General features: G+C 49.9%; 19 protein-coding genes. 5 read left to right on the top strand and 14 right to left on the bottom strand.

Annotated features, from left to right (window positions below):
* Positions 1 to 39: 39 nt before the first annotated feature.
* Together AC2YIT_RS01975 and AC2YIT_RS01970 are read right to left on the bottom strand one after the other, a co-directional pair.
* Positions 40 to 1,530, bottom strand: coding sequence for a helix-turn-helix domain-containing protein (locus tag AC2YIT_RS01975; RefSeq protein WP_430842962.1), 1,491 nt, complete (start codon positions 1,528 to 1,530; stop codon positions 40 to 42).
* A 166-nt stretch (positions 1,531 to 1,696) separates the two neighbouring features.
* Positions 1,697 to 2,368: a porin family protein gene (locus AC2YIT_RS01970; RefSeq protein ID WP_487278075.1), complete on the bottom strand. Its 672-nt coding sequence runs from the start codon at positions 2,366 to 2,368 to the stop codon at positions 1,697 to 1,699.
* A 280-nt stretch (positions 2,369 to 2,648) separates the two neighbouring features.
* Between AC2YIT_RS01970 and leuS the strand changes: the two genes are divergently transcribed.
* Positions 2,649 to 5,456: a leucine--tRNA ligase gene (leuS, locus tag AC2YIT_RS01965; RefSeq protein ID WP_487278074.1), complete on the top strand. Its 2,808-nt coding sequence runs from the start codon at positions 2,649 to 2,651 to the stop codon at positions 5,454 to 5,456.
* Between the two features lie 76 nt (positions 5,457 to 5,532).
* On the opposite strand, the gene AC2YIT_RS01960 is transcribed toward leuS, so the two are convergent.
* Positions 5,533 to 5,913: a carboxypeptidase-like regulatory domain-containing protein gene (locus AC2YIT_RS01960; RefSeq protein ID WP_430842968.1), complete on the bottom strand. Its 381-nt coding sequence runs from the start codon at positions 5,911 to 5,913 to the stop codon at positions 5,533 to 5,535.
* Between the two features lie 157 nt (positions 5,914 to 6,070).
* Between AC2YIT_RS01960 and AC2YIT_RS01955 the strand changes: the two genes are divergently transcribed.
* The 3 genes from AC2YIT_RS01955 to AC2YIT_RS01945 are packed head-to-tail and all read left to right on the top strand — an operon-like array spanning position 6,071 to position 7,816.
* Entirely contained in the window at positions 6,071 to 6,877 is an 807-nt protein-coding gene (locus AC2YIT_RS01955; protein ID WP_487278073.1) for a glycoside hydrolase family 25 protein, read from the top strand.
* 57 nt (positions 6,878 to 6,934) lie between these two features.
* Positions 6,935 to 7,354 (top strand): hypothetical protein, encoded by a 420-nt coding sequence (locus AC2YIT_RS01950; RefSeq protein WP_487278072.1) that lies wholly within the window; start codon positions 6,935 to 6,937, stop codon positions 7,352 to 7,354.
* Between the two features lie 39 nt (positions 7,355 to 7,393).
* Positions 7,394 to 7,816, top strand: a complete 423-nt coding sequence (locus AC2YIT_RS01945; protein ID WP_487278071.1) for a hypothetical protein — start codon at positions 7,394 to 7,396, stop codon at positions 7,814 to 7,816.
* 73 nt (positions 7,817 to 7,889) lie between these two features.
* On the opposite strand, the gene AC2YIT_RS01940 is transcribed toward AC2YIT_RS01945, so the two are convergent.
* From AC2YIT_RS01940 to AC2YIT_RS01895, 10 genes are all read right to left on the bottom strand, one after another.
* Positions 7,890 to 8,948: an agmatine deiminase family protein gene (locus AC2YIT_RS01940; RefSeq protein ID WP_487278070.1), complete on the bottom strand. Its 1,059-nt coding sequence runs from the start codon at positions 8,946 to 8,948 to the stop codon at positions 7,890 to 7,892.
* A gap of 124 nt (positions 8,949 to 9,072) precedes the next feature.
* Positions 9,073 to 9,657 (bottom strand): Hint domain-containing protein, encoded by a 585-nt coding sequence (locus tag AC2YIT_RS01935; protein WP_487278069.1) that lies wholly within the window; start codon positions 9,655 to 9,657, stop codon positions 9,073 to 9,075.
* 12 nt (positions 9,658 to 9,669) lie between these two features.
* A complete protein-coding gene (locus AC2YIT_RS01930; RefSeq protein ID WP_487278068.1) occupies positions 9,670 to 10,770 on the bottom strand; it encodes an AEC family transporter in 1,101 nt (366 codons plus the stop codon).
* 205 nt (positions 10,771 to 10,975) lie between these two features.
* Positions 10,976 to 12,163, bottom strand: a complete 1,188-nt coding sequence (locus AC2YIT_RS01925; protein WP_430842982.1) for a pyridoxal phosphate-dependent aminotransferase — start codon at positions 12,161 to 12,163, stop codon at positions 10,976 to 10,978.
* 106 nt (positions 12,164 to 12,269) lie between these two features.
* Positions 12,270 to 12,752: a hypothetical protein gene (locus AC2YIT_RS01920; RefSeq protein WP_487278067.1), complete on the bottom strand. Its 483-nt coding sequence runs from the start codon at positions 12,750 to 12,752 to the stop codon at positions 12,270 to 12,272.
* A 33-nt stretch (positions 12,753 to 12,785) separates the two neighbouring features.
* Positions 12,786 to 14,264, bottom strand: coding sequence for a SusD/RagB family nutrient-binding outer membrane lipoprotein (locus AC2YIT_RS01915; protein WP_487278066.1), 1,479 nt, complete (start codon positions 14,262 to 14,264; stop codon positions 12,786 to 12,788).
* A gap of 39 nt (positions 14,265 to 14,303) precedes the next feature.
* Entirely contained in the window at positions 14,304 to 17,459 is a 3,156-nt protein-coding gene (locus tag AC2YIT_RS01910; protein ID WP_487278065.1) for a SusC/RagA family TonB-linked outer membrane protein, read from the bottom strand.
* Positions 17,460 to 18,231: 772 nt separating this feature from the next.
* Entirely contained in the window at positions 18,232 to 19,146 is a 915-nt protein-coding gene (locus tag AC2YIT_RS01905; RefSeq protein WP_430842990.1) for a carbon-nitrogen hydrolase, read from the bottom strand.
* 42 nt (positions 19,147 to 19,188) lie between these two features.
* Complete coding sequence (locus tag AC2YIT_RS01900; RefSeq protein ID WP_487278064.1) at positions 19,189 to 20,178, bottom strand: glycosyltransferase family 9 protein; 990 nt, start codon at positions 20,176 to 20,178, stop codon at positions 19,189 to 19,191.
* On the bottom strand, positions 20,171 to 21,085 hold the full coding sequence (locus AC2YIT_RS01895; RefSeq protein WP_430842994.1) for a lysophospholipid acyltransferase family protein: 915 nt from the start codon (positions 21,083 to 21,085) through the stop codon (positions 20,171 to 20,173). The genes AC2YIT_RS01900 and AC2YIT_RS01895 overlap by 8 nt, the downstream gene beginning before the upstream one ends.
* Before the next feature lie 209 nt (positions 21,086 to 21,294).
* On the opposite strand from AC2YIT_RS01895, the gene AC2YIT_RS01890 reads away from it, so the two are divergent.
* Complete coding sequence (locus AC2YIT_RS01890) at positions 21,295 to 21,636, top strand: hypothetical protein (RefSeq protein WP_430842996.1); 342 nt, start codon at positions 21,295 to 21,297, stop codon at positions 21,634 to 21,636.
* On the opposite strand, the gene cobA is transcribed toward AC2YIT_RS01890, so the two are convergent.
* Positions 21,633 to 22,397 carry a uroporphyrinogen-III C-methyltransferase gene (cobA, locus tag AC2YIT_RS01885; RefSeq protein WP_487278063.1) on the bottom strand — a complete coding sequence of 255 codons (765 nt, stop codon included), beginning with the start codon at positions 22,395 to 22,397 and terminating at the stop codon, positions 21,633 to 21,635. The two genes, AC2YIT_RS01890 and cobA, sit on opposite strands and share 4 nt — an antisense overlap.
* Between the last annotated feature and the right edge of the window lie 73 nt (positions 22,398 to 22,470).

Below are 22,470 nucleotides of genomic sequence, written 5' to 3'. Positions count from 1 at the left end.
CGGGTTTACGTTTTAAATATACTAAGTAACCGGAAATGATCAGTTAATCATCCGTTTCAGTGCTTTCCTTAATTCCTCGTTTTTGTGCCGTTTTTGCAGGATTACCGGCGCCGCAATGCGCTCCCGGCAGTCGAACAGCGAACAGCGCTCGCAGGTTTGGTTCACGTCCCTGGCCGCCAGGGAAGGGTCGTCCAGGAATGCCAGTTTCTCCCGTGTTTGCTCGTCGAGGTAAATGCCCATCGACACGCTCACGTTCAGGTTGGGAGTGGGCGACATCGGTTGGGCGAAACTCACTACGAGATATTGATCCTGTGTATCGATATACGTCGATTTCTGGGCTTTGCATAAAATGCGGGGCGGCTGCTTGGCCTGGATAATATCGCCCAGATCGTTCAGGATGGTGAGCGCCACCCAGCGGCGGCAGTAATGCTCGTCGCGAACGGTATGCGGGTAATGCTTTCTTGAAATGTGCATTTCCTTCGTCATATGGAACAGGTTCTGCCCGACGAAGTTATTGAAACGCGAAAAGAAGATCTGGTTAATGCCGAAATACCGCGGCAGGATATTGCTGAGCCGGTAACAAAACGATTCCGGCGTGGTATTAAAATCGTGGATGAGCTGGATCAGCTTCTCGGGCTGCCAGGTTTTTTGTGCAAAAAAATCGGCAATGGCCGGTACCAGCAAACTTCTTTTGATGATAATAGCACTGGCAAAATAGGATGCCTTGAAGTTGTTGAGCAATTGCTCGAACGACTCCGCTTCGACTAATGCGGTCGTATGCAGGCGGTTTTTCAGGTTTAAATACAAATACCCGATTTCCCGCCCATAGATAAACGCCCGCTGCACGGAGGATAAATGCGCATTGATCAAAAGACGCGTACCGGCTGCATTGGGGATCGTAAGCGACCGGACCGTCGCAAACTCGGGATTGTTGCGTTCGTTAATAGGCTCGATCGTATAGCCGTACTGGTCTTTCAGAATGCTTTCGAGCTGCTGCTCGTCCAGGAGGCGTGATGCCTCCACATTTTGCTCCGCCAGAAAGCGCTCGGCTTCCTCTTCGATATCTTCGAAATAATTGTCGTGCATTTCCTGGTACGTCCGTAATGCCGAGAAATAAAACTTCTCGATCGACATGTTGTAATTCCGGGCGATTTCGATGAGCGTTCCTACGAACGCACTGATCTTGGTGGGCGCGTCGGAAAGGATTTCGAGGAGGTTGGCCGGGTCGATACCGAACAGTTCGAGGGGAAGCTCTGTGAGGATATTCGAGCTGAGCAAGTCAGAAATCGGTTCCAGCCTTTTGCTCAGTTTTAATGAAACCAGCGTGTCGTAATCGACCTCAATGGCACTCGCCAATGCAAGGATTTTGTCGGATTTCGGATACTTTTTCCCTTTTTCAATTTCATTGATATAGGAAATCGACAACCCCGATTTCTGGGAAAGTTCGCTGAGCGACATTCCTTTGTCGAGCCGGAGCTGTTTGAGTTTGAGTCCGAAAACCAGTCTTACATTATCTTGATTAATAGCCACTGTACCGATATATGGGCCTGATTTTGTGCGATTTCGCTTACAGGCAATTTAACGAATGAAACACAAAAGTAGAAATAGCCCCGCATTCGGCCTTCATGAGCAATAAAAAAAACGGAACCGTTTACACAGATTCCGTTTCAGGTTTTGGCTCTGATTTTACCCACTTTTAAAAAATCGCGAAACCGAGCGTGGCCTGGAAAAGGTTACCCTTTTTGCCAAACTGGGAAGCGGTAGTTGCATTGTTGAAATTCACTTTCACAATCTCCGTGAAGTTGCCTTCGTAACGTACATCGAGGCTCATGCGTCCGAAATCGAAACCGACGCCGGCCTGATAACCATAAGCCAGCCGGTTTTTGAAGGTCACATCCGAATTGTCGCCGGTGAAATCATCGAATGAATCCCCAAGCTTGCCGTTGCTGGATAATCGCAACGAGGCCATCGGTCCTACATTGACCCGAAAAAATTTCGCGACACGGAAACCGAAGAGCACAGGAACATCCAAGTTGCTGAACCGTATATCGACTTTTCCTTCCGAATTAGTCAGGCCGTCTTTATAAACGTTGAATTTACCCCCTTTCTGGGACAACAGTAACTCAGGTTGTATGTAGAACGTTTTTCCAAAACGGAAGAAAACCCCGCCGGCAAACCCCAGCGAACGGTTCGAATTGTCTTTAAAGTTGAATGCATTGCCGCCCGGCGCGAGGGTGAGGTCATTGCTGCCATTGATGTTCGATAAATTGGCACCTGCCTTGATACCGAAGCGGAAACCGGGGTCGTACTGAGCGGAGGCGGAGTAGCTGATCAATAATGCAAACAGTGCAATCGTCACGTTTCTCATAGCATTTGAAAATTGGGGTAAGATGAATAACTGCTGCATAACGGTAAAATCTTGTGCCGGATTGCATAGCTCCGGAGGGCCCTCCTGCGCCACCGTCGTGCCTGTCCGCATGATGATGGCGTAATAATATACCGGACCACCTGAATCCGATCAAAAAACGCTATTTTTGCGGTTTATTTGAGAAAATAGAAAACAAACAAAAGCTTTACCTTCTGATAATCAGCATTTTGGGCGGGTATACACACCGAGAACCCGGGAAAAGCATAACAACTAACAGGATATGAGTGAGTACAGTCATCGGGAAATAGAAAAAAAATGGCAGGACTACTGGCAGCAAAACGGTACGTTCAGCGTGTCGAACACGTCGGAGCTGCCTAAGTATTATGTGTTGGACATGTTTCCCTATCCTTCGGGAGCGGGCTTGCATGTGGGTCATCCGCTGGGGTATATTGCCTCGGACATCTATTCCCGCTACAAAAGGCTGAAAGGCTTCAATGTGCTGCACCCGATGGGGTTCGATAGCTTCGGTTTACCGGCCGAACAATATGCGATCCAAACCGGCCAGCACCCGGCGATTACGACGGAGCAGAACATTACCCGTTACATCGAACAGCTGAAGAACCTGGGATTGAGCTATGACTGGAACCGCGAAGTGCGGACTTCCGATCCGGGCTATTACAAATGGACGCAGTGGATTTTCTCCGAACTGTTCAATAGCTGGTACAACAACGATACCGACAAGGCTGAGCCTATCGAAACACTGACCGCGAAGTTTGCGCAGGAAGGTAATGCCAAAGTAAACGCGCCTTGCGACGAAGATACCCCCGCATTCACTGCCGAGGAGTGGAATGCATGGTCGGAAGAAGCACAATATAAGATGACATTGAAATACCGCCTGACCTATGTCGCCGATGCCACTGTAAACTGGTGCCCGGGGTTGGGATCGGTATTGTCGAACGACGAAGTAAAAGACGGTGTTTCGGAACGCGGCGGCTTCCCCGTGATCCAGAAACTGATGCGCCAGTGGATGATGCGGATCACCGCATATGCACAACGTTTGATCGACGGGTTGGATACGGTGGATTGGACGGAGTCACTGAAAGAGCAGCAGCGCAACTGGATCGGACGGTCGGTCGGCGCGTTGGTGAAGTTTGCAGTGGACGATGTTGATGCTAATATTGAGGTATTTACGACCCGTGTCGATACGATTTACGGCGTTACCTTCATGGTAATCGCGCCGGAGCATGAGTTGGTGGATGTGATCACGACACCGGAGCAGCGTGCGGAAATCGACGCGTACATTGTCATGACGCAGAAGAAGTCGGAGCGCGACCGGATGTCGGACGTGAAAACTGTTTCGGGCGCATTCACGGGTGCGTATGTGCTCAATCCGTTGAATGGAGAGAAAGTGCCGGTTTACATTGCCGACTATGTATTGGCAGGCTACGGAACCGGCGCGGTAATGGCCGTGCCATCCGGCGATCAGCGCGACTGGAACTTCGCGAAGCATTTCAATTTACCCATTATCCCCATCCTCGATGCACAAAAGGACATCGAAATACAGGCCGACGCGACGAAGGAAGGGAAATACATCAATTCAGGTATTATCAATGGGTTGAGCTATAAGGAAGCGACCGACAAGCTGATCAGCTGGCTGGAAGAAAAAGGATTAGGTAAAGGCAAGATCAACTATCGTCTCCGGGATGCCGTGTTCAGCCGCCAGCGTTACTGGGGCGAGCCGGTTCCTGTATATTACAAAAATGACAGCGAAGGCCAGCCGGTACCCTATTTGCTAGACCTGAGCGAGCTGCCGTTGAACCTGCCGGAGGTGGACAAATACCTGCCGACGGAAAATGGTGAGCCGCCGCTGGGCCGCGCGCAAGGCTGGGAACACGGCTCGGGCAATGGCTACGAGCTGAGCACTATGCCGGGTTGGGCGGGCAGCAGCTGGTACTGGTACCGCTACATGGACCCGAAAAACGAAAACGAATTTGCATCGAAAGAAGCGATCAGCTATTGGAAAGATGTGGATTTGTACATCGGTGGAACCGAGCACGCGACCGGCCACTTGCTGTACAGCCGTTTCTGGAACAAATTCATGAAAGACCGCGGCTTTGTGCAGGAAGAAGAGCCGTTCAAGAAGCTGATCAACCAGGGGATGATCCAGGGACGCAGCAATTTTGTGTACCGGGTTAAGGGTGAAGATTACAGCAGGCCGGTATTCGTGAGTGCAGGTTTGAAATCACAATATGAGGTTTCCGCATTGCATGTGGATGTGAATATCGTCGAAAACGACGTGCTGGATGTGGAGAAATTTAAAGTTACGCGCCCGGACATCGCGGGCGAAAATGCGGAATTCATCCTCGAAGACGGCAAATACATTTGCGGCGTGGAAGTGGAAAAAATGTCGAAGTCGAAATTCAACGTCGTGAACCCGGACGACATCGTGGAGCGTTACGGGGCGGATACCCTGCGTTTGTACGAAATGTTCCTGGGACCATTGGATCAGGCGAAACCGTGGAATACCAACGGCATCGACGGAACTTACCGCTTCATCCGTAAGCTGTGGCGCTTGTTTTACACCGAAACCGGCCAGTGGCAGGTGAAAGACGTTCCAGCGAAGCCTGAGGAGTTGAAGATTTTACATAAAACGATTAAAAAGATCGGGGAGGATATCGAAAACTTCTCATTCAACACGGCTGTGAGTGCATTCATGGTGTGTGTGAATGAACTGGGCAGCCAGAAGTGCCAGAGCAAGGAAGTTTTGGAACAACTGGTAATTCTGCTTTCGCCTTATGCGCCGCATATCTCAGAAGAATTGTGGGCAGCATTGGGTAACGAAGCAGGTGGTGTTTCCAAAGCCGCATTTCCCGTATTTGAAGCGAAATATGTGAAGGAATCGGTATTCGAATATCCCGTGCAGATCAATGGAAAAGTTCGCGCTTCGCTGACTTTCCCGCTGGATACGCCTTCTGCTGAAATCGAGAAGGAAGTTTTGGCGGACGCAACCGTTCAAAAATGGATGGAGGGCAAGCCGGCGAAGAAGGTAGTCGTCGTGCCAAAGCGCATCGTGAACGTGGTGATCTGATCCCGCGATTGAAATACAAATGCAAAATGGCCAGCCCGGTGTCGGAACTGGCCATTTTGTTTGCAGATAGGGCTGGTTACTTGATGGAAACCTGGCGTTCGGTGCGGATCTCGGACACTTCGAAGCTCTTTTCGGTTTTCTGACCGTTGGCGGAAACCTCGATGCTGTAAGTGCCGGCTGGCAATTCATTCACATTAAAGGTCTTTCTGAACTTATCGGTGTCGCGGTCTATCGTTTCGCGGTACATGATCTGTCCGCTTTTGTTGGTGATCAATACCACTGCCCTGCTGTCGGTGTACTTGTCGACGTTGACGTGGATCTTACCGCTGTTGGAAGCGAAAATACCGGTTCCGAACGTTGCTGCTTTTTTGCTTTCTTTATCTTCGGCGAAGGCATTGAATGCGAAGGTGGCAGCGATTACCATTGTCAATGCGATGGATTTAATTGAAGGTTTCATGGCTATGTTCTTTTAAGTGATGGCTAATAATTCCGTTTTGTTGATTCAAATATATGGGCTATGTCAGGTACTATGCATTACATAGTACACGAGTGGTAATTATGGAAAATGAATGGCGATATGCCGGGAATAGCGATCTTTCTTAATTTTGCACAGTATGGCAAAGAAGAAGACCCGCACCTCGTTCAATAAAGTAAAATACCTGAAACCGCTCCCGGCGAAGGGTTGGGCTATTATCGGGGCCATTGTGGTGGTGATTGGCGGGCTGGTCTGGTGGAACGACCGGACGGACGAAAACCAGTGGGAGTTCATCAGTAAATTCGGGATTAAGCTGCCGCTGCGTTACGCGGTCCATGGGATCGACGTTTCCCACCATAATGCGAAAATCAACTGGGACAAGCTCAAGAACGCCCGTTCCGAAAATGTCAGCATCGATTTCGTGTACATCAAAGCGACCGAGGGCGCCACGCACCTCGACCGGCAGTTTAAACGAAACTGGGCCGAAGCGAAAAGGGTAGGGATGAAGCGCGGCGCATATCATTTTTACAACCCGCGGGTCATGTCCGATCGCCAAGTCGATAATTTCATTGGTCAGGTGAGAATGGAAGCGGGGGATTTGCCGCCCGTGCTGGACCTGGAAGTGAATGGCGGCAAGCCGGACGATATTATCATTAAAGGCGTACGCAACTGGCTTACGCTTATCGAGGCGCATTATGGCGTGAAGCCCATCATTTACGTCAATGAGCATTATTACAAAAAATACATCGCCGGAAACTTCGACGATTATCCGCTCTGGCTTGCAGGCTACTCGCGCACGCACCTGAACGACCTTGCTGCCGATGCCCATGTGTTATTCTGGCAGCACAGCGAAAAAGGTTGGGTAGACGGCATCCGGGGTTTCGTGGATTACAATGTATTCCTGCACGAACGCACCGACTGGGAAAATTTGGCGGAGGCTGAATAATTTATTCTGAGTGACTTACGTATTAGTATCAGTTACATCCTTAACTGACCTATTGCTATGAAAAACGTTATCCTCGTCCTGACTGTGTTGTTTTTTACCCGATGCTCCCAGCACGATCCCGTGCGTGGAGATGCCACAGGAAATTTTACGGGTACTTATAAATATGCTATTGCTTCGCCACTGGGCTTTGTTTCCAAATATACCTGGGTAGTTACGCGGCGCTCGGCCAATGTACTGGACTTCGATATGCAGAAAGTCGTTGTGAGAGGGGATGGGTTAGAGATTTCCAGTCGCGACACGGCGACGGAAATCGAGGTTAAAGATGAAAAAAGGCTTCATTTTTCATACACCGATAAAAACCGCCGGTTAGTACAGGTCACTTTGCTGGCAGCTCCAAAGAAACTGACAATGACGAGTTCGGCTTTGCAGGGAGATGACGCTACCCATGTAGCATGGTACGAATTTGACAAACAATAGTATAAGCTATGTTTTCACACCTATAAATGTAAATCGGCTATGAAGGGAATTTTTATATTGCCAATGCTGCTCATCGTGATGGCTTGCAGTAAGACGGAACCCGCACCCGAAGACATGACCCGATTCCTTGTCGGAACCTATCGCCTGCAATACGTTACGAATCTGGGCGATGAAAGAAATTATGAATGGGTCGTAGAGAAAAAGTCGGTAAATACAGTTAAAGTGCGTATGACTCGTATTGATACGCCATGGCGCCAGGGAACGAAGTTAGTTTCGCAAGATTCTGTGGCAGATGTTAAAATAGTCAGCACGCATTTGCTGAAATTCTCTTTGCAAAAGGATAAAAGTTACCCGATAGATGTTGAAGGTACACTGTATCAGGGCAAGCTTTTCGTAACCAGCGATTTCTACAAAATTGACACTGGTTTCGCAAGTGATGCGATTCCATTCATCAAGCAATGACCGGGAGGGCGTAACCAGTCCGGAATAGTGAATATGCCGGAAAGTAATTTTGACTACTTTCCGGCATTGCACATCAAACCAGAGGTTCCTGCTGGCTCAGGCAATGGAAACTGCCTTGTCCCCAGATGATCTCCGTAGCTAAAAGCGGGATAATTTTCTTTCCATTGAATGCTTTTTCCAGAATATCAATCGCAATCTGGTCGTGCGGGTTATTGAATACCGGTACAATCACACCCGCATTGCAGATCAGGAAATTGGCGTAGGAGCCGGGCGTTCGGAAATCGTCGATAATGACGGCTTTCGGCATAGGCAGTTCGATGATATTCGGCTGCTTCCCGTTCAGCAGTCGCATTTCTTTCAGCATTTGTAAGTTGGTATTCAACACCGCGAAATTCTCGTCGTTGCGATCGGTTTCTACGCAGGCAACAATGGTGTCTTCATTCACAAAGCGCGTGGTATCGTCGATGTGGCCGTCAGTATCGTCACCTACAATGCCGTCTTCTACCCAAAGAACCTGCTCGATGCCGTAGTAATCACATAATATCTGTTCGATTTGCCCCTGGTTCAAATGCGGGTTGCGGTTTGGGTTCAGCAGGCATGATTTGCTGGTCAGCAAGCTGCCGGCGCCATTGAATTCCACCGAGCCGCCTTCCATAATGATCCCCGGATTTACAACCGGGAGGTTCAGGTATTCGGCCACGGCGCGCGGAGTGCGGTTATCGTCGTCGTAAGGCGGATATTTGCCGCCCCAGGCATTGTGGCCCCAGTCGACGATCATTTTCTCGCCCGTTTCAGGATTTACGACAAAAGAGGGGCCATGATCGCGGCACCAGGCATCATTGGTGGGTTTTACTATAAATTCGATTTTGGTGAGATCGACCCCCGTTTTCGTGAGTTCGCTGATGATGAACTGCTTCAATGCTTCGTCGTGGGCGATAATGCCGACGTTCTCTCCCTTGCTGATCGCTTTGATGAATGCCAGGTATTGCGGCCGCATTTTGGCCAGCTTGTCGCCCTGCCAGGAGGCCCCGTTATGGGGGAAAGTAAGCCAGGTAGCGCGGTGCGGGGCCCATTCGGCCGGAAAAGTGAAACCCAGTTCGCGGGGTGTCGATGAAGCGGTATTTGCTGCCAAAGTATCTTAAATGTATTGGTTCTGCTCAAAAATGAAGTGCAAAGGTCGTAAAAGGTTTTGAAGCAGACCAAAAAATAAAGCCCCGCGAACGGGGCCTTACCGGATTGTCGAGTAAATAATAAGATCAGTTGTTGGCGACCATCACATTGTCGACCAGGTAAGTTCCTTCCACTGTTTTCAGGTTGTATGCTTTGCTCACGCGCCGCGCATTTTCCTGTACCGCGCCCACTTTCCATGATGACACAATGCCGGTGGAAGGCTCGTAATGATAGAGAATATCCTTTTTCGAGAGCCTTTTCATCCGTTTTCTTCCATGGTTGGTCTGCACGTAGTGGTGTGGCGTGGCTTCCAGCAGCAATGCGGGTACGATCGGCGATCCGGACGTATTTTCTTCCGCGGGCCGCAGGTACACCGCGGTCAAAGGCGAAGTAGGCTGGTTGAAAACGTCGATCTGCTTCACCTGCGTGATCGTCGTTTTGCCGTCTTTACACGTCTTCACATGCTCGCCCACGCGTACCTCCGCGATGGATTTGATGCTGCCATCCGCCATGGTCACCGGCGCATTCGCCGAGAAATACTTGCACCGCTTGGTACTTTTCGAAATCCGGATCGTCGCCTGCGACTGGATGCTGCTGACGGCGGCTATTTCGGTTTGGGCAAAGATGGTGAGTGACAGGAGTGAAAAAATACTGGTGGTCAGAAATTTCATGCGGTGTTTAAATTAGGAAGATGCCTTCGACATTTTGACAAATACCTTGCTAAGCACATTCGGTACGGCACCCAGGCAGATCAGGATCAGCCCGGAAGTAATGAGCGTGGACGTATGTGCAAAGAATGAACCGGAAGACAAAATGGATAAAATTAATATCGTTGAGAATGGTAAAGAAAATGCAAGTAACAACACAGCCAGTTCCAGATCAAATGTTCTTTTCTCTTTGGCCATGCCTTTCGCGTCCTCCCGCAGGTTGAACGCGGAAATGTGGGCGAGCGGCCAGAAACTGGCGGCACTCAATGGGATTACAATCGACAGTAATACCATATTCTGGTCGGTAATGTTCAGGACGTAGATCATTCCCGCGCTGATGAGCATCGTAATGCCCGCGCGGAAGGACAATATACTTGCAACGATACGCTTCTTACCCTCTTTTAGTTGCACGGCCAGACCGATAAAAAGCAATACGAGCGGTGTCATCATCGCGCTGGTTTTATCAAAAATATCCACTACCAGCGGCGGTAGCGAGTTATAATTGATTCCGAGGCTCAACAGGATGATGGCAATGAAGATCAGCAGGTTGATGGGTTCCTGGAACATGCTTGCGAAGAGGCTTTTCAGCTTGCCGCCCATTTTCATCTCCTTATCTTCGCTGTTTTTCAAAAACATATTCATCGCGAGAATGTATAGCGAGATGAGCACGAAAAACTTGTTGCCCACATCGGCCAATGCGGCGATCGCAAGGCTTTTTTCTCCCAGAAACTCGGCAATGAACGGGAAGCACGACAAGCCCGGCGCCAGTGAAGGAATGAGCATCATCAGCGTACGGCCGGTAGGGCTATTCTTTTCTATTCCAAACAAAGCAAATGCGAGCGGCGCGGAAAAGAACATCAGGAAGTTAAAAACCAGTGTGACGAGCGGAATCACGAACATCGACGAGTCGATGTCGATCTTCATTAATGAGATAAATATCGTTGAGGGCAGCGCCACGGAGAGGATGATCTCCTTGATGCCGTTAGTTTGATCTTTGTTCTTGAACTTGCTTTTGAGCAACAGTCCCAAGGCAATTAGTAACAATAGCGTGATGGTTTTTTGCAATGCGTCACTCATGGTCAGGAATATTTAAGTAATAGGAGTATCGAAGATTAAAGAGGGTATTGCCTTCGCGGGACGTTGTAATAAGGTATGGTAACGGGAGTGAAAATCTGGTAGGGACTGCCTTCGACTGCGCTCAGACTGACAAATTGCAAAAATGTCATCCTGAGCGAATTGCAAAATGTCATCCTGAGCGAAGTCGAAGGATAAATGCAAGATGTTAGCTCAGCGCCCCCAATGCCCCCACAAACGCTTTCATCTCGTCCATCGTACCGATGCTTACGCGGCACCATGGTTTGTTCATGACGTCGAAGGAACGGACGGCGATGCCTTTGGCGGTCATCTTGGTGAGCAGCTCTTTGCCTGGGATCGAGATCGGGAAGAGCACGAAATTGGTATACGACGGGATGTATTTGTAACCCATCTTGTCGAGGTTTTCGTAGAGATATGTTTTGGCCTCGTGGTTCAGTTTACGGGTATTGCCCTGGAAATCCTTGTCGTCGAGGCTGGCAGATGCCGCGAAGATCGACGTGTAGGAAATGCCCATTCCGCCGCGGGTAATCTTGTTGATGCTTTCGAGGAACTCCGGCTGTGCAGCAATGTAACCCACGCGGATACCCGCCATACCCATGATTTTGGAGAAGGTACGTGCGATGATCACGTTTTTCTTCTGAGCCAGCAGCGAAACCATGCTTTGGGTATCGGCACCTACCGCGAGCTCGATATAAGCTTCATCCACGAACACCGGTACTTTTTCGGACACGCGCGAGCAGAAGTCGAGCAGGTCCTGGCCTTTGGTGATAGCGCCGGTCGGGTTGTTCGGATTGCAAATGTAAACGAGTTTGGTATCCTTGTCGATCGCCGCTTCCATGGCTTTCAGGTCGTGTGACCAGTCGGCTGTACATGGGACGGGTTTCCAGGTAGCGCCTACTGATTTCGCTACGCTCACGAGTGACATATAGCAAGGGTCGGCCGAAACGATATTGCCGCCTTTCATGAAAGTCACCAGGGCTACCTTTTCGAGCAGGTCGGAAGAGCCGGGGCCCATCATAATATAATCGGAAGTAACGCCCTCTTTCTTGGCGATTTTATCCACCAGGTCGTACATTTCTTTCCATGCGTAACGGTTACCGTTTTTCACGGATTCTGCTACCGCTTTCTGGGCCGACATTGGTGGTCCGTAAGGGTTTTCGTTCGCACTTAGTTTGGCAACGATCTTTGGCGCCTTGAAATCATTTGGCAAGAAGTGTTCTCTCACCATAGGGCTGCGGTAAATGCGGTTTTCAGGATCCAGTGACAATGGTGTGTTTTCGAATGCGCCGGCAGTAAGATGTGGTGCTACGGCGATGCCGCCCAATGCCATTAAACCGGATTTTAACAGGTTCCGACGGTCAATTTTTTGGTTCATTGTTCAAATGTTTAAGTACGTGACGATAAATATTAGGAGTAAAAATCTTAATTCAAGTTACAAAATCAGGAGGTTAACTGCGAATCGTATGTTCCTTGTTTTTCAATTAGTTAGCCTGTATTTGTGAAAATCTTGTAAATGCGATCCCCTTGTGGCTGCCCGACCAGGATATCTTGGTAATACTGCCGGCTTTTGGTGCTGTCACACCCAGGTCGGCCCAGGTTTTTTCGAGTTTAACCAAACCCTGAGCGTCGGAAGTGACCTCACCCAGCACTGCGCCGGTGCGAAGGGTGATTTTGATCGCCAGGTTTGGCACGGGAATCGAGTCAATGCCTTTGGTATGGTCAAGAATGTTGGTCTTGTCGAGTTCCAGCAGTCTTGCGGAGAGCGTCAGCTTTTCGGCGGTAGCAGAGTAAGTTACGGTCGGTTCGCTGGCAGTGGGTGCGCCGAATGGAGCTCCCACGATGTCAACGAGCACCGGAGCTACATCGCGGTCGAGGAAGGGATCCTCTTCTTTGCACGATACAAAGCCAAAGGTGACTGCCAGCAGAACCAGCGCGGAAGGGAAAAGCGATTTGATATTTTTCATTATTTTCAAAGTCTTGGAATTGGGAATAAACCGTTATTTTTCAGCCCACCACAGTTTGGTTTTCATGTCGTCGGCACCACCGTTAAGCTTCACGCCGTCACCTACCGACGTTGCATTGAGCGAATATTCGGATGCCGGATAGTTGAAGCGGGTAGGGAGTATCCCGCCGTTGTTCAGCACCGCCCGCGGGTCCGGCGCGGGAAATACCGGGAAGCCCGTTCTGCGCCATTCGATCCATGCTTCGACGCCTTGCCCGAAGAGGGAGATCCATTTTTGTTCGAGCACTTTTTCCTTGCTCACCGGTCCGGCCTTGGTCATGTAACCCGCAGGAGGCGTCAAGCCGTATTGACTGAAAGATGCGGTAATGCCTTCCTCGAAATACTTCTTCGCATCGCCCGTAATGTCGCCATCCAGGGCTGCTTCCGCGAGGATGAAGTTCAGGTCCGCGTAGGTCATGATTACCTCGGGAGCAGCTGCGTCGGTGAATGCTTTTCCGATGGTCGAGCTGGTGGCAAGGTAGCCGGTGGCGATCGCGTCGGGCAGACCGTTGGCATGTCCCTGGTAAAGCCCGTCCTTGTTTGGATTAGCATATACCGTAATGCGGGTGTCGCCCAGGGCATTCATCTTGTCGGCCAGAGTTTTGCTGATGTTCCAGTCGGTACGTCCCCCCTGGATCAGGATCTGGTTCCATTCATTGTTGCTCGGGAGAACAGCAGTGCATTTTAATGCCGCATTATCTGCATTGCTGGTGAAAATCGGGAATTTCGCTGCGTCGCCGAGGATTTCCGCGAAAATCGCTTTCGACTCCGCCGGTTTCTTGGCAGCCTGACGGTTAGCCAGACGCAGACGGAGCGAGTTGGCGAATTTTTTCCATTTCAAAATATCCCCTGCATACAAAATATCGCCTGCGATAGCCGGGCCGCTTACCGACAGCTTTTCATTAGCCATTTTCAGGTCATTCAGCAAGCCTGCGTAAATGGTTTCCATCGAATCGTATTTCGGCGTGTAAACCGCCTCGCTGGCAGTGCCTTTGATGGCGTCGGTGTACGGAATCGATCCGTACATGTCGGTAAGGAGAGAGAATACCCAGGTGCGCATCACCAGCGCAACTCCCTCATAATTAGCGTTAGGCGAGGCCGATTCGGCGTTGGTTTGGTTAATGATCCGCTGGAAGTTGAGCAGGCCGTCGTTGAAGAACCCTTTCCAGTTATTGGCCAGCAATGCGGGCGAAACGGTGTAGTCGTCGCCCTCGTTGCTGTAAATATTACGGGTCAGATGCTGGACGTACAATTCGGCCGCATCGATATTGATGCGCTCGAAGCGGTCGCGGTGGCCCCAGTAGCGGTCTACAGATGTTTCGATGCCGGTAGGGAGCAGGTATTGTGGCCCGATAGCCGTAGGGCTGTTAGGGCTTACGTTCATGCTGTCGAAATCCTTGGTGCAGCTGGTGATGCTCATAGCGCCTGCCAGGGCGGTCATCCAGATGTTTTTATGGGTCAATATGCTTTTCATCTCGTAATGCTTTTAGGTCTTCAAATAGTTTGGAGGGAATCAGAATGACAGCGAGAGGTTTGCGCCAATGCTGCGGGAGCTAGGAAGCTCGCCATAACCGAATCCTTGCTGGTTACCCCCTTTGGCATCGATCTCCGGATCGATATGCGGGGTATTTTTGAAGATCATCCATACGTTCCGGCCTACAAGCGAGATCTTGGCCGACTGGATTTTAACCTTTTTCAACAATGCAGGGCTGAAAGAGTAGCCGAGCGATACTTCGCGTAGTTTTACATAGCTCGCATCGAAGATCGCCGACTCGTGGTAGTTACGAGGGTTGGAATAGCCGTAGAGCTGATTGGCTGTGACGATAATGTCGTTTGGAACGTAGGATTTCGAACCATCCGCAGCGGTCACCTCACGTACACCCTGGCCGATCACACCTTCTTCGCGGCCCAATGCGGTTTCGGCATACTGGCCTGTCCAGCGGGCTGTTCCTGTGCCTTCGTCATAAATGTCGCCGCCCATGCGAACGTCTACCAAGGCGCTCAGCGACCAGCCTTTGTAGTTGAACGTGTTCAGCATACCGCCGATCCAGTCGGGCTGGATGTTGCCCAGTTTTTGTCCCGCCGCAGTCAATGGTAAACCATTCGCGCCATAAATGATTTGTCCATTGTATTTCTGGAAACCTACACCATAGAATGTCCCGTAAGGCTGGCCTACGCGTGCTTCCGACGACATACCGCGCTGTGTTGCGAGTGTGTAGGTCGTCAAACCTTCGGCCAGTTCCACCACTTTGTTGCGGTTGCGAGCCCAGTTGAGCGAAACGTCCCAGCTGAATCCGCCCGGAAGTTTTACCGGCGTTCCTGAGATTGAAATTTCCACCCCTTTGTTGGTGATCTTACCGGCGTTCAGAATGCGGGTGTTATAGCCGCTCGTTTTGGAAATTTCCACGCCCAGAATCTGGTCTTTCGTAGTCTGGTTATAGTAAGTCACGTCCAAACCGATTTTGCCTTTCAAAAACCGCAAGTCTGCACCCAATTCAAGGCCGGTGGTGATCTCAGGTTTCAGGCCGCTGTTGGCGATCTGCGTGTTTTCTGAGAATTTTGGCACTGCACCATTCCATGAGCCGCTCGCGAGGTAGGTTTGCGCCAGTTGATAAGGCGTGGCATCATTACCCACCTGGGCATAGCTTGCCCGTACCTTCCCGAACGTGAACACATTGCTTTTTACATCGAACAACTCCGTTAGTACGGCACTCAATGAAGCCGAAGGATAGAAATACGAACGGGCATTGGCAGGCAGGGTGCTCGACCAGTCGTTACGGGCAGTCAGGTCGAGGAACAATGCGTCCTTCCACGAAAGGTTAGCCGTTCCGAACAAGCTCTGCGTTTCCGACTTGCGGATTTCCGATTCGATCGTATTCTGGCTCGGTACCGAGTTGCCTGCATTGTAAAGGCCGTCCACCACGAGCTCGCCTACATAGAAATAGTTCCTTTTGTAATAATTGGTACGCTTAATGCCGCCGAACTGCACGTTCAATCCGAAGTCCGCATTGATATTCTTGTTGTAAGTCAGCATGAAATCCGAGTTGGTTTCCTGGCTGCGGAGTACTTCCTCTGAGTAGCGTCCCGGCGTGCGTACGCCATTACGTACACGCAGGAAGTTGGATACGTTAATGCGCGTGTCGGTCCAGTAATCGGTGCCGCTGCGAATCATCAGGCTCAGCGAAGGCAATATCTTGTAGTTCAATGCAATGTTGCCCAGCAAGCGGTCCTTCTCATTGCTTTGCGGAAGCTTCTTTTGCATGAAATACGGATTAGTAAAAAATGTATGCTGCCAGTTCGGCGGGTCGGTGTCGTTGCCGCGCTGGTTGTGCACGCCGATATAGCTCTCATAATCCCGCAGCTGCTCCCAGGACACGTGGCGGTGCGACCATATAAATTCCTGTCCGCTGCCGTAGCTCTTGTTGTCCGAACCCGATTTGATGTACTCACCCGACAATGTAATGCTCAGGTTTTTGGTCAGGTTATAGCCCGAGTTAATGCGGAAATTGTTCCGGTGGAAATCGTTGTAGTACATAATGCCCGTCTGGTCCACGCGGCTCAGGCCGAGGCGGAAGTAACCTTTGTCGTTACCGCCGTTCAGCGCGATGCTGTTCGTCACCGTGCGACCGGTATTCCAGTACTCGTCCCAGTTGTTGGGCTGAGGAGTCAGTGGTGCAACATCGTCACCAGTCCACCACTGTCTCACCAGGCGCCCGTCCATCGGAGCTCCCCAGCTTTCGTCTGTCCCTTCTGATCCCACGAGCGGATATCTTGCGTCGTAAACGGCGCGGTATTGCGCAATTTCTGCCGGATCGGTGATGTTGCCGCTCCAACCGTCGGTATACCAGGTGCGGTAGCCATTACCACCTCCATAAGTGTTCTGGAAATTCGGTTTGATCCACGGGCGTTCGAAGCTGATGTTGGAGTTAATGTCTACCCCAAGCCCTTTAGTGCCCTGGCCGTTTTTGGTCGTAATGAGGATAACGCCGTTGGCAGCACGAGAACCGTACAATGCAGCCGCATTGGGTCCTTTGAGCACGGACATTTCCTTGATATTGTCAGGGTTGATCTCCGAAATACCACCGCCCCAGGTTTTGCTAGCAGTTTGCTCCATCGGCACGCCGTCGATGACGATCAGGGGTTGGTTATTACCTGAGACGGACGAAGAGCCACGAATCTGGATCGTAGAGCCGCTACCCGGCCCGCCGTTCGATTGCACGCGAACGCCTGCGATTTTACCTGAAAGCGCATTCGCCACGTTTGTTGAACGGGACTCAGTTAACGCGCTGCCTTTCACTTCTTGTACTGTATATCCCAACGCCTTTTTTTCACGCTCGATACCGAATGCGGTTACTACCACCTCGGCCAGCTGTCGCGTATCGGCGTCCAGCTTGATGTCAAATTTGGTTTGGTTGCCGATCGGCATTTCTTTGATCAGGAAACCTACATATGAGATGACGAGCACGCCGTCACCCGGAACTGAAAAACTGAAATTACCGTCAGCATCGGCATTTGTACCCACATTGGTGCCTTTGTAAATGATTGACGCGCCTGCAAGTCCGAGACCATCTTCGGCCGCTGTTACCTTTCCGGTGAGCTGGCGCACTTGTGCGAAAGCTACCGGGGAACACAGACAAACCCATATAAATAAGAGTAGAACTTTACGCATGGGAATCAGGGGTTAAAATTGTTAGGTGTAGTAGTAGGAGGAGAAAAAAGTTATGGCTGTGTGGCGTCCACACTTCCGTGCGCCGCACACACTTTCGCGTGGACAGAACAACACAGCCATAAGCTTGCAACACTGCTTTTCCGGAAAGCAATACCCTCTTTAATCGAGGACAAACAGGTTGAACAGTTTCAGAAAGGCCATAGAAGAGCCTGACGTCGACAAGTTGTGTTTGTCCACGGTGTTAAAAATCCTTTATTAAAAAAATTATATTGTGTTGGAGCGTAACTCGCCCGGTGACCGTGTTCCGGTACGTCCGGCTTTCAGCAAGCCCCTCTCAACACGGTCAGATATATTCATGTGCGGCCGGAATATATCTTCGGTTTAGAAGTTCTGTCATTCGTTTAATGACTTTTCAAATATACTGACAATGTCAAATAATGCAAGAGATTAGATTTAAAAATTGAAGTTTTTTGCAATAAAAATTGGTCATTTAAAATTATTACAGACTATTATTGTAATAATTTGATAATAAATTTTACTAATCTGATTTTTAGCGCTTCCTATCGGTTTTGTAGATTAATGTGCCAATTTTGTGTCCGTAATTGTCTAAAATATAGACGTTTAGCAGAATTTAATTCTTGTAAAATTGCAACATTGGGTTACTAGGTGTTTTTCGCGCGTGCGCATTTGCAAGCGTGTGAAGCAACAAAAAAGAGCACCCCGGGTTAGAAGGCGCTCTTTTCGTGTATATTAAAATAATTATATTTTTGAATTACGACTGGTCAATAAACCGCTTCAAAATAGGACGGTAGGAGTCCACGCGACGGTCGCGGAGGAAGGGCCAGGTTGTACGGTAAAAATCGAGCTTTTCGAGGTCTAGCTCTTCTACGTGCGTCACCTCACCATCGTGCGGCGCGAGGTAGAGCAGCCTTCCCTGGGGGTTAGCGATGAACGAGCCGCCCCAGAACTGCTGGTCGGCTTCGCGGCCCACGCGGTTTACGGATACAACATATACACCATTCGCGACGGCATGCCCCCGCTGTACCGTTTGCCAGGCTCCGTATTGTTCTTCATTGATAATCGGATCCTTTTCGTTCACATCCCAGCCGATAGCAGTAGGGTAGAAAAGAATCTCTGCGCCCATGAGGCTGGTAATGCGGGCCGCTTCGGGGTACCACTGGTCCCAGCAAATGAGCACACCTATTTTGGCAAATTGGGTATTGAATATCCGGTAGCCGTCGGTATCCTGCTCGGTTACCGGAGCGTCGCCCGGCGAGGCGTCGCCCGGTGTGAAATAAAATTTCTCGTAATAACCCGGATCGTCGGGAATATGCATTTTGCGGTATTTGCCCAGGTAAGCACCGTCGGCATCGAGTACGGCTGTGGTGTTGTGGTACAAACCGTGCGCGCGTTTCTCGAACAGTGAGGCGATGATCACCACGCCCAATTCCTTCGCCAATGCCCCCAGCGATTCGGTAGACGGGCCGGGGATTGCTTCGGCCAGGCTGAAATTGCCATGGTCTTCGACGTCGCAGAAATAGAGCGATTTGAAGAGCTCTTGCAAACAGATAATATTCGCGCCTTTTTGCGCAGCTTCACGGATTTTTTCGGTAGCCTTCTGAAAGTTAGCATCAACGTCCGAAGTGCAGCTCATTTGCACCAGACCAATGTTTACTTTTTTTGCCATTTTGGATGTTTGTGTGGATGAATAACGGACGGAAATGCAACACTATTTATGCTGCGGGAGTTCGGGAATCGGGAAATCGAACGAAATATCGTTCATGCATTTGAAATGGCCTTTCGGACATTTGCTATAACCGATCTTCGAGCAGGGACGGCAACCGAGACCTTTCACTTCCAGTTTCTCAAATGCCGTGCGGTAAGGATACATCCCGAATTCGGGAATGGTATTGCTCCAAATCGAATACACTTTCTTGCGGAATGCGGCTGCCACGTGCATCAGTCCGGTGTCGTGCGTGAAGACGATCAATGCCTTTTGGATTAAGGAAGCCGACTGGTTGAAATTGTACTCGCCGCAGGCATTGAAAATCTGCGCGTCGCCTAGTGCAATGCGGATCGCTTCGCCCGCTTCAAAGTCCTCTGGTCCGCCTAGCAGAATGACGGGATGGTTGATTTTGCTGCAAAGCTCGATCATTCTTGGCGCAGGCATTTTCTTCGTGAAATGCTGGCCACCGATCGCGTACGCGACATAGCTCTTGCGGTGCGTTTCCGGCAGCCATTCGAGTTCTACCTGGTCTTTATAGGGAATGAAATAATCGAGTCCTTCGCCGTCGTTTTGGATGTTAAATGTTTTTAAGGTATCCAAACACCGGTCCACAATGTGTACTGACGGCAGGTAATTGACCTTAAACTGCGTCATAAGCCACTTTTGCACATTCAGCTTCTCGAAACTGAATGCAGGTACGCCGAGTGTCCATTTAATGCGAAGCGTGCGGACGTTGCGGTGGAGATCGATGATGTAGTCGAACTTTTCTTTTTTCAGCAATGCCAGTAATTCTTTTGCATTACCTTTTTCAAGAAGCCACACTTTGTCGATATAGGGGTTGTCACGCAGCAGGAATTCGAACTTGCTTTTAGTAAAATAGTGGATTTCGGCCTCCGGCATCTGCTTTTTCAGGCAGCGCACTACGGGCGTCGTGAGTACGATGTCGCCGATAGAGGAAAAGCGCAGAATGAGGAATTTGACCGGTCTATTCACTTGGGATCTCCTGTAAAAGTTGCAGCGGGTTTAAATGCGCCGGGCGGGGGTGCTTCCAGCGTTTGTGCGTCCAGAGCCAGTTGTCGGGCTGGCGACGGATATCTTCTTCCAGAAAGCCGATCTGCTTTTGCAAAATGCTGTTGGTAGGTTCTTGCTTGGGCGTTTCGGTGATCGGGCGGAAATATGCTTTGTAAAAACCGCGGCGCAGCTCGTTTTTGAGAATACCCATATAAAGCACCGGTGCATTTAACCGGCGGGCGATCAATTCCACGCCGCGGTACACACCCGTGTCCTGGTTCAGGAATCTGGTCCAGAATGCCTTTTCCGGCACGGCCGACTGGTCGTTGATCAATACAAACAAAAACGGCCTGTCGCGCGGCTCAAATGCTTTGGAAATGGCCTCCTTCATTGTCACCATCTCAGTACCGAAGCGCGTACGCACGTTTTTGAACCAGTCTTCAAAAATATCGTTCTGCAACTCATGATACACGACCACAATTTGATGCGGCAATTTGGCCGACGCGAACAGATTGAGCATTTCCCAGTTGCCCAAATGCCCTGCTACCACCACAGCGTTTTGCTTTTTTTCAAAATAATGCATCAGCAAAGGCGTTTCCAGATCGAAGCGCTGTAACAGATCTTCCTTTGAAACCGACTTCATTTTAATGGTTTCGAAGATAATGTCTGTGAAATTGCGGTAAAATTTGGCAGCTATTTCGTGAATTTTCGTTTCACTGAACTCAGGAAAGCTGTTGCGCATATTTTGCAACACCACTTTTTTACGGTACTGGCCAATGTCGAAGATCAGGAAACGAACGATGTCGGAAAGCTTGTAGAGCGCTCCCCAGGACAGCTTCGAAACTGCATTGAGCAGCATCAGAAACAAATGGGTCGGGAACGCTTTCATGGAAGGAACATCTTGTACTAAAACGGTAATTAGGCTGCAAAGTTAATACTTTGATTGTATTTTACCTGAAATAACCCGCTGAACGGCAGCGGTCGGACGCTTAGAAGCATTGTAAATTAGGTGGTTGCGGGGCAACAACTGTTCGCTGAACCTAGGATCAGACTTTCGTTTTGTTTATATTCACTGTTTCAAACAGTAGAACTAATGCTATGCTGGAAGGATTATTTGATATCAAGAATGATCGCAGACTGAGCGTCTACCTGTACCGTGCCGGTTTCGGCATGTGGCTGATGTATCTTGTGCTCGGCGCGCCCGCGCTGCATGTGTATAGGCATTACCGCCAGGATTGCGGTATGCTCTGTTTTGTACTGATGATTTTCGGTTTCAGCGCGTCGATGGTGTACGACTATTTCCACCACCGCGACCAGTATGAAGTGAAGAAGAAATGGCTGTTTATCAGCTATGTAATTCTGGCAGGGATTATCTATTTCGTCGAATTCAGAGGGCACGAAAACAGCTTCAATCTCGACTGGCTGCTGGGCCTGCTTTAATCGGCTACCGATTGAGAATTCTGCATCATTTCCCGCACTTTTCCATAAGAAAGATCCGGTAATGCCGCTACTTTCCCGATCACGATGATCGCCGGAGAAGCCATTTCGGCAACCTGCGCAAGCGGCACGATATTACCGATTTTGCCCGTAACTACCTTCTGGTTTTCCAGCGTGCCGTTTTGGATAATAGAAACGGGTTCGTCGAATTTGCCCAGTTCGGAGTAAATGGAGACGATCTCCTGCAATTTGTGAAGACCCATTAAAATGACCACCGTAGCAGTCGACTGCGCAGCGAGCCGTACATCGTTTGAAAGCGCGTGATTTTTGGTTGTACCGGTAATGACCCAAAAGCTCTCGCTCATGCCGCGTGAAGTAAGCGGAATGCCCGCTAATGCAGGTGCCGCATAGCTACTCGATATGCCAGGGATTACTTCGGATTCAATACCGTGCTCAGCCGCAAAGAGGATTTCCTCATACCCGCGGCCGAATATGAAGGAGTCGCCGCCTTTCAGCCGCACTACTTCGCCATATTGACGCGCCTTTTCAACGATTAAGTCGTTGATCTCGTCCTGGCCGCAGCTTGTTTTGCCGAAGCGCTTGCCGACGAGGATCTTGATGCAATCTTCCGGGCAGTAATCCAGCAATGAGGGGTGGGCAAGGGAATCATATAACACAACCCGCGCTTTTTGCAGGGCCTTGATTCCTTTAAGGGTGATCAGGTCGGGATCCCCCGGGCCTGCACCGATCAGTGTCAGTTTCATGGTGAAGAGTACTTCGGCTTTCGGCTTTCAGCTGTCGGCTTTTTTTAATTTCTGAAAATATCAGTAATAAAAA

This window comes from Dyadobacter sp. SRI_021, from assembly GCF_057586235.1.
The sequence above is the reverse complement of the archived record's forward strand: the minus strand, read 5'-3'. Positions and strand labels throughout refer to the sequence as shown.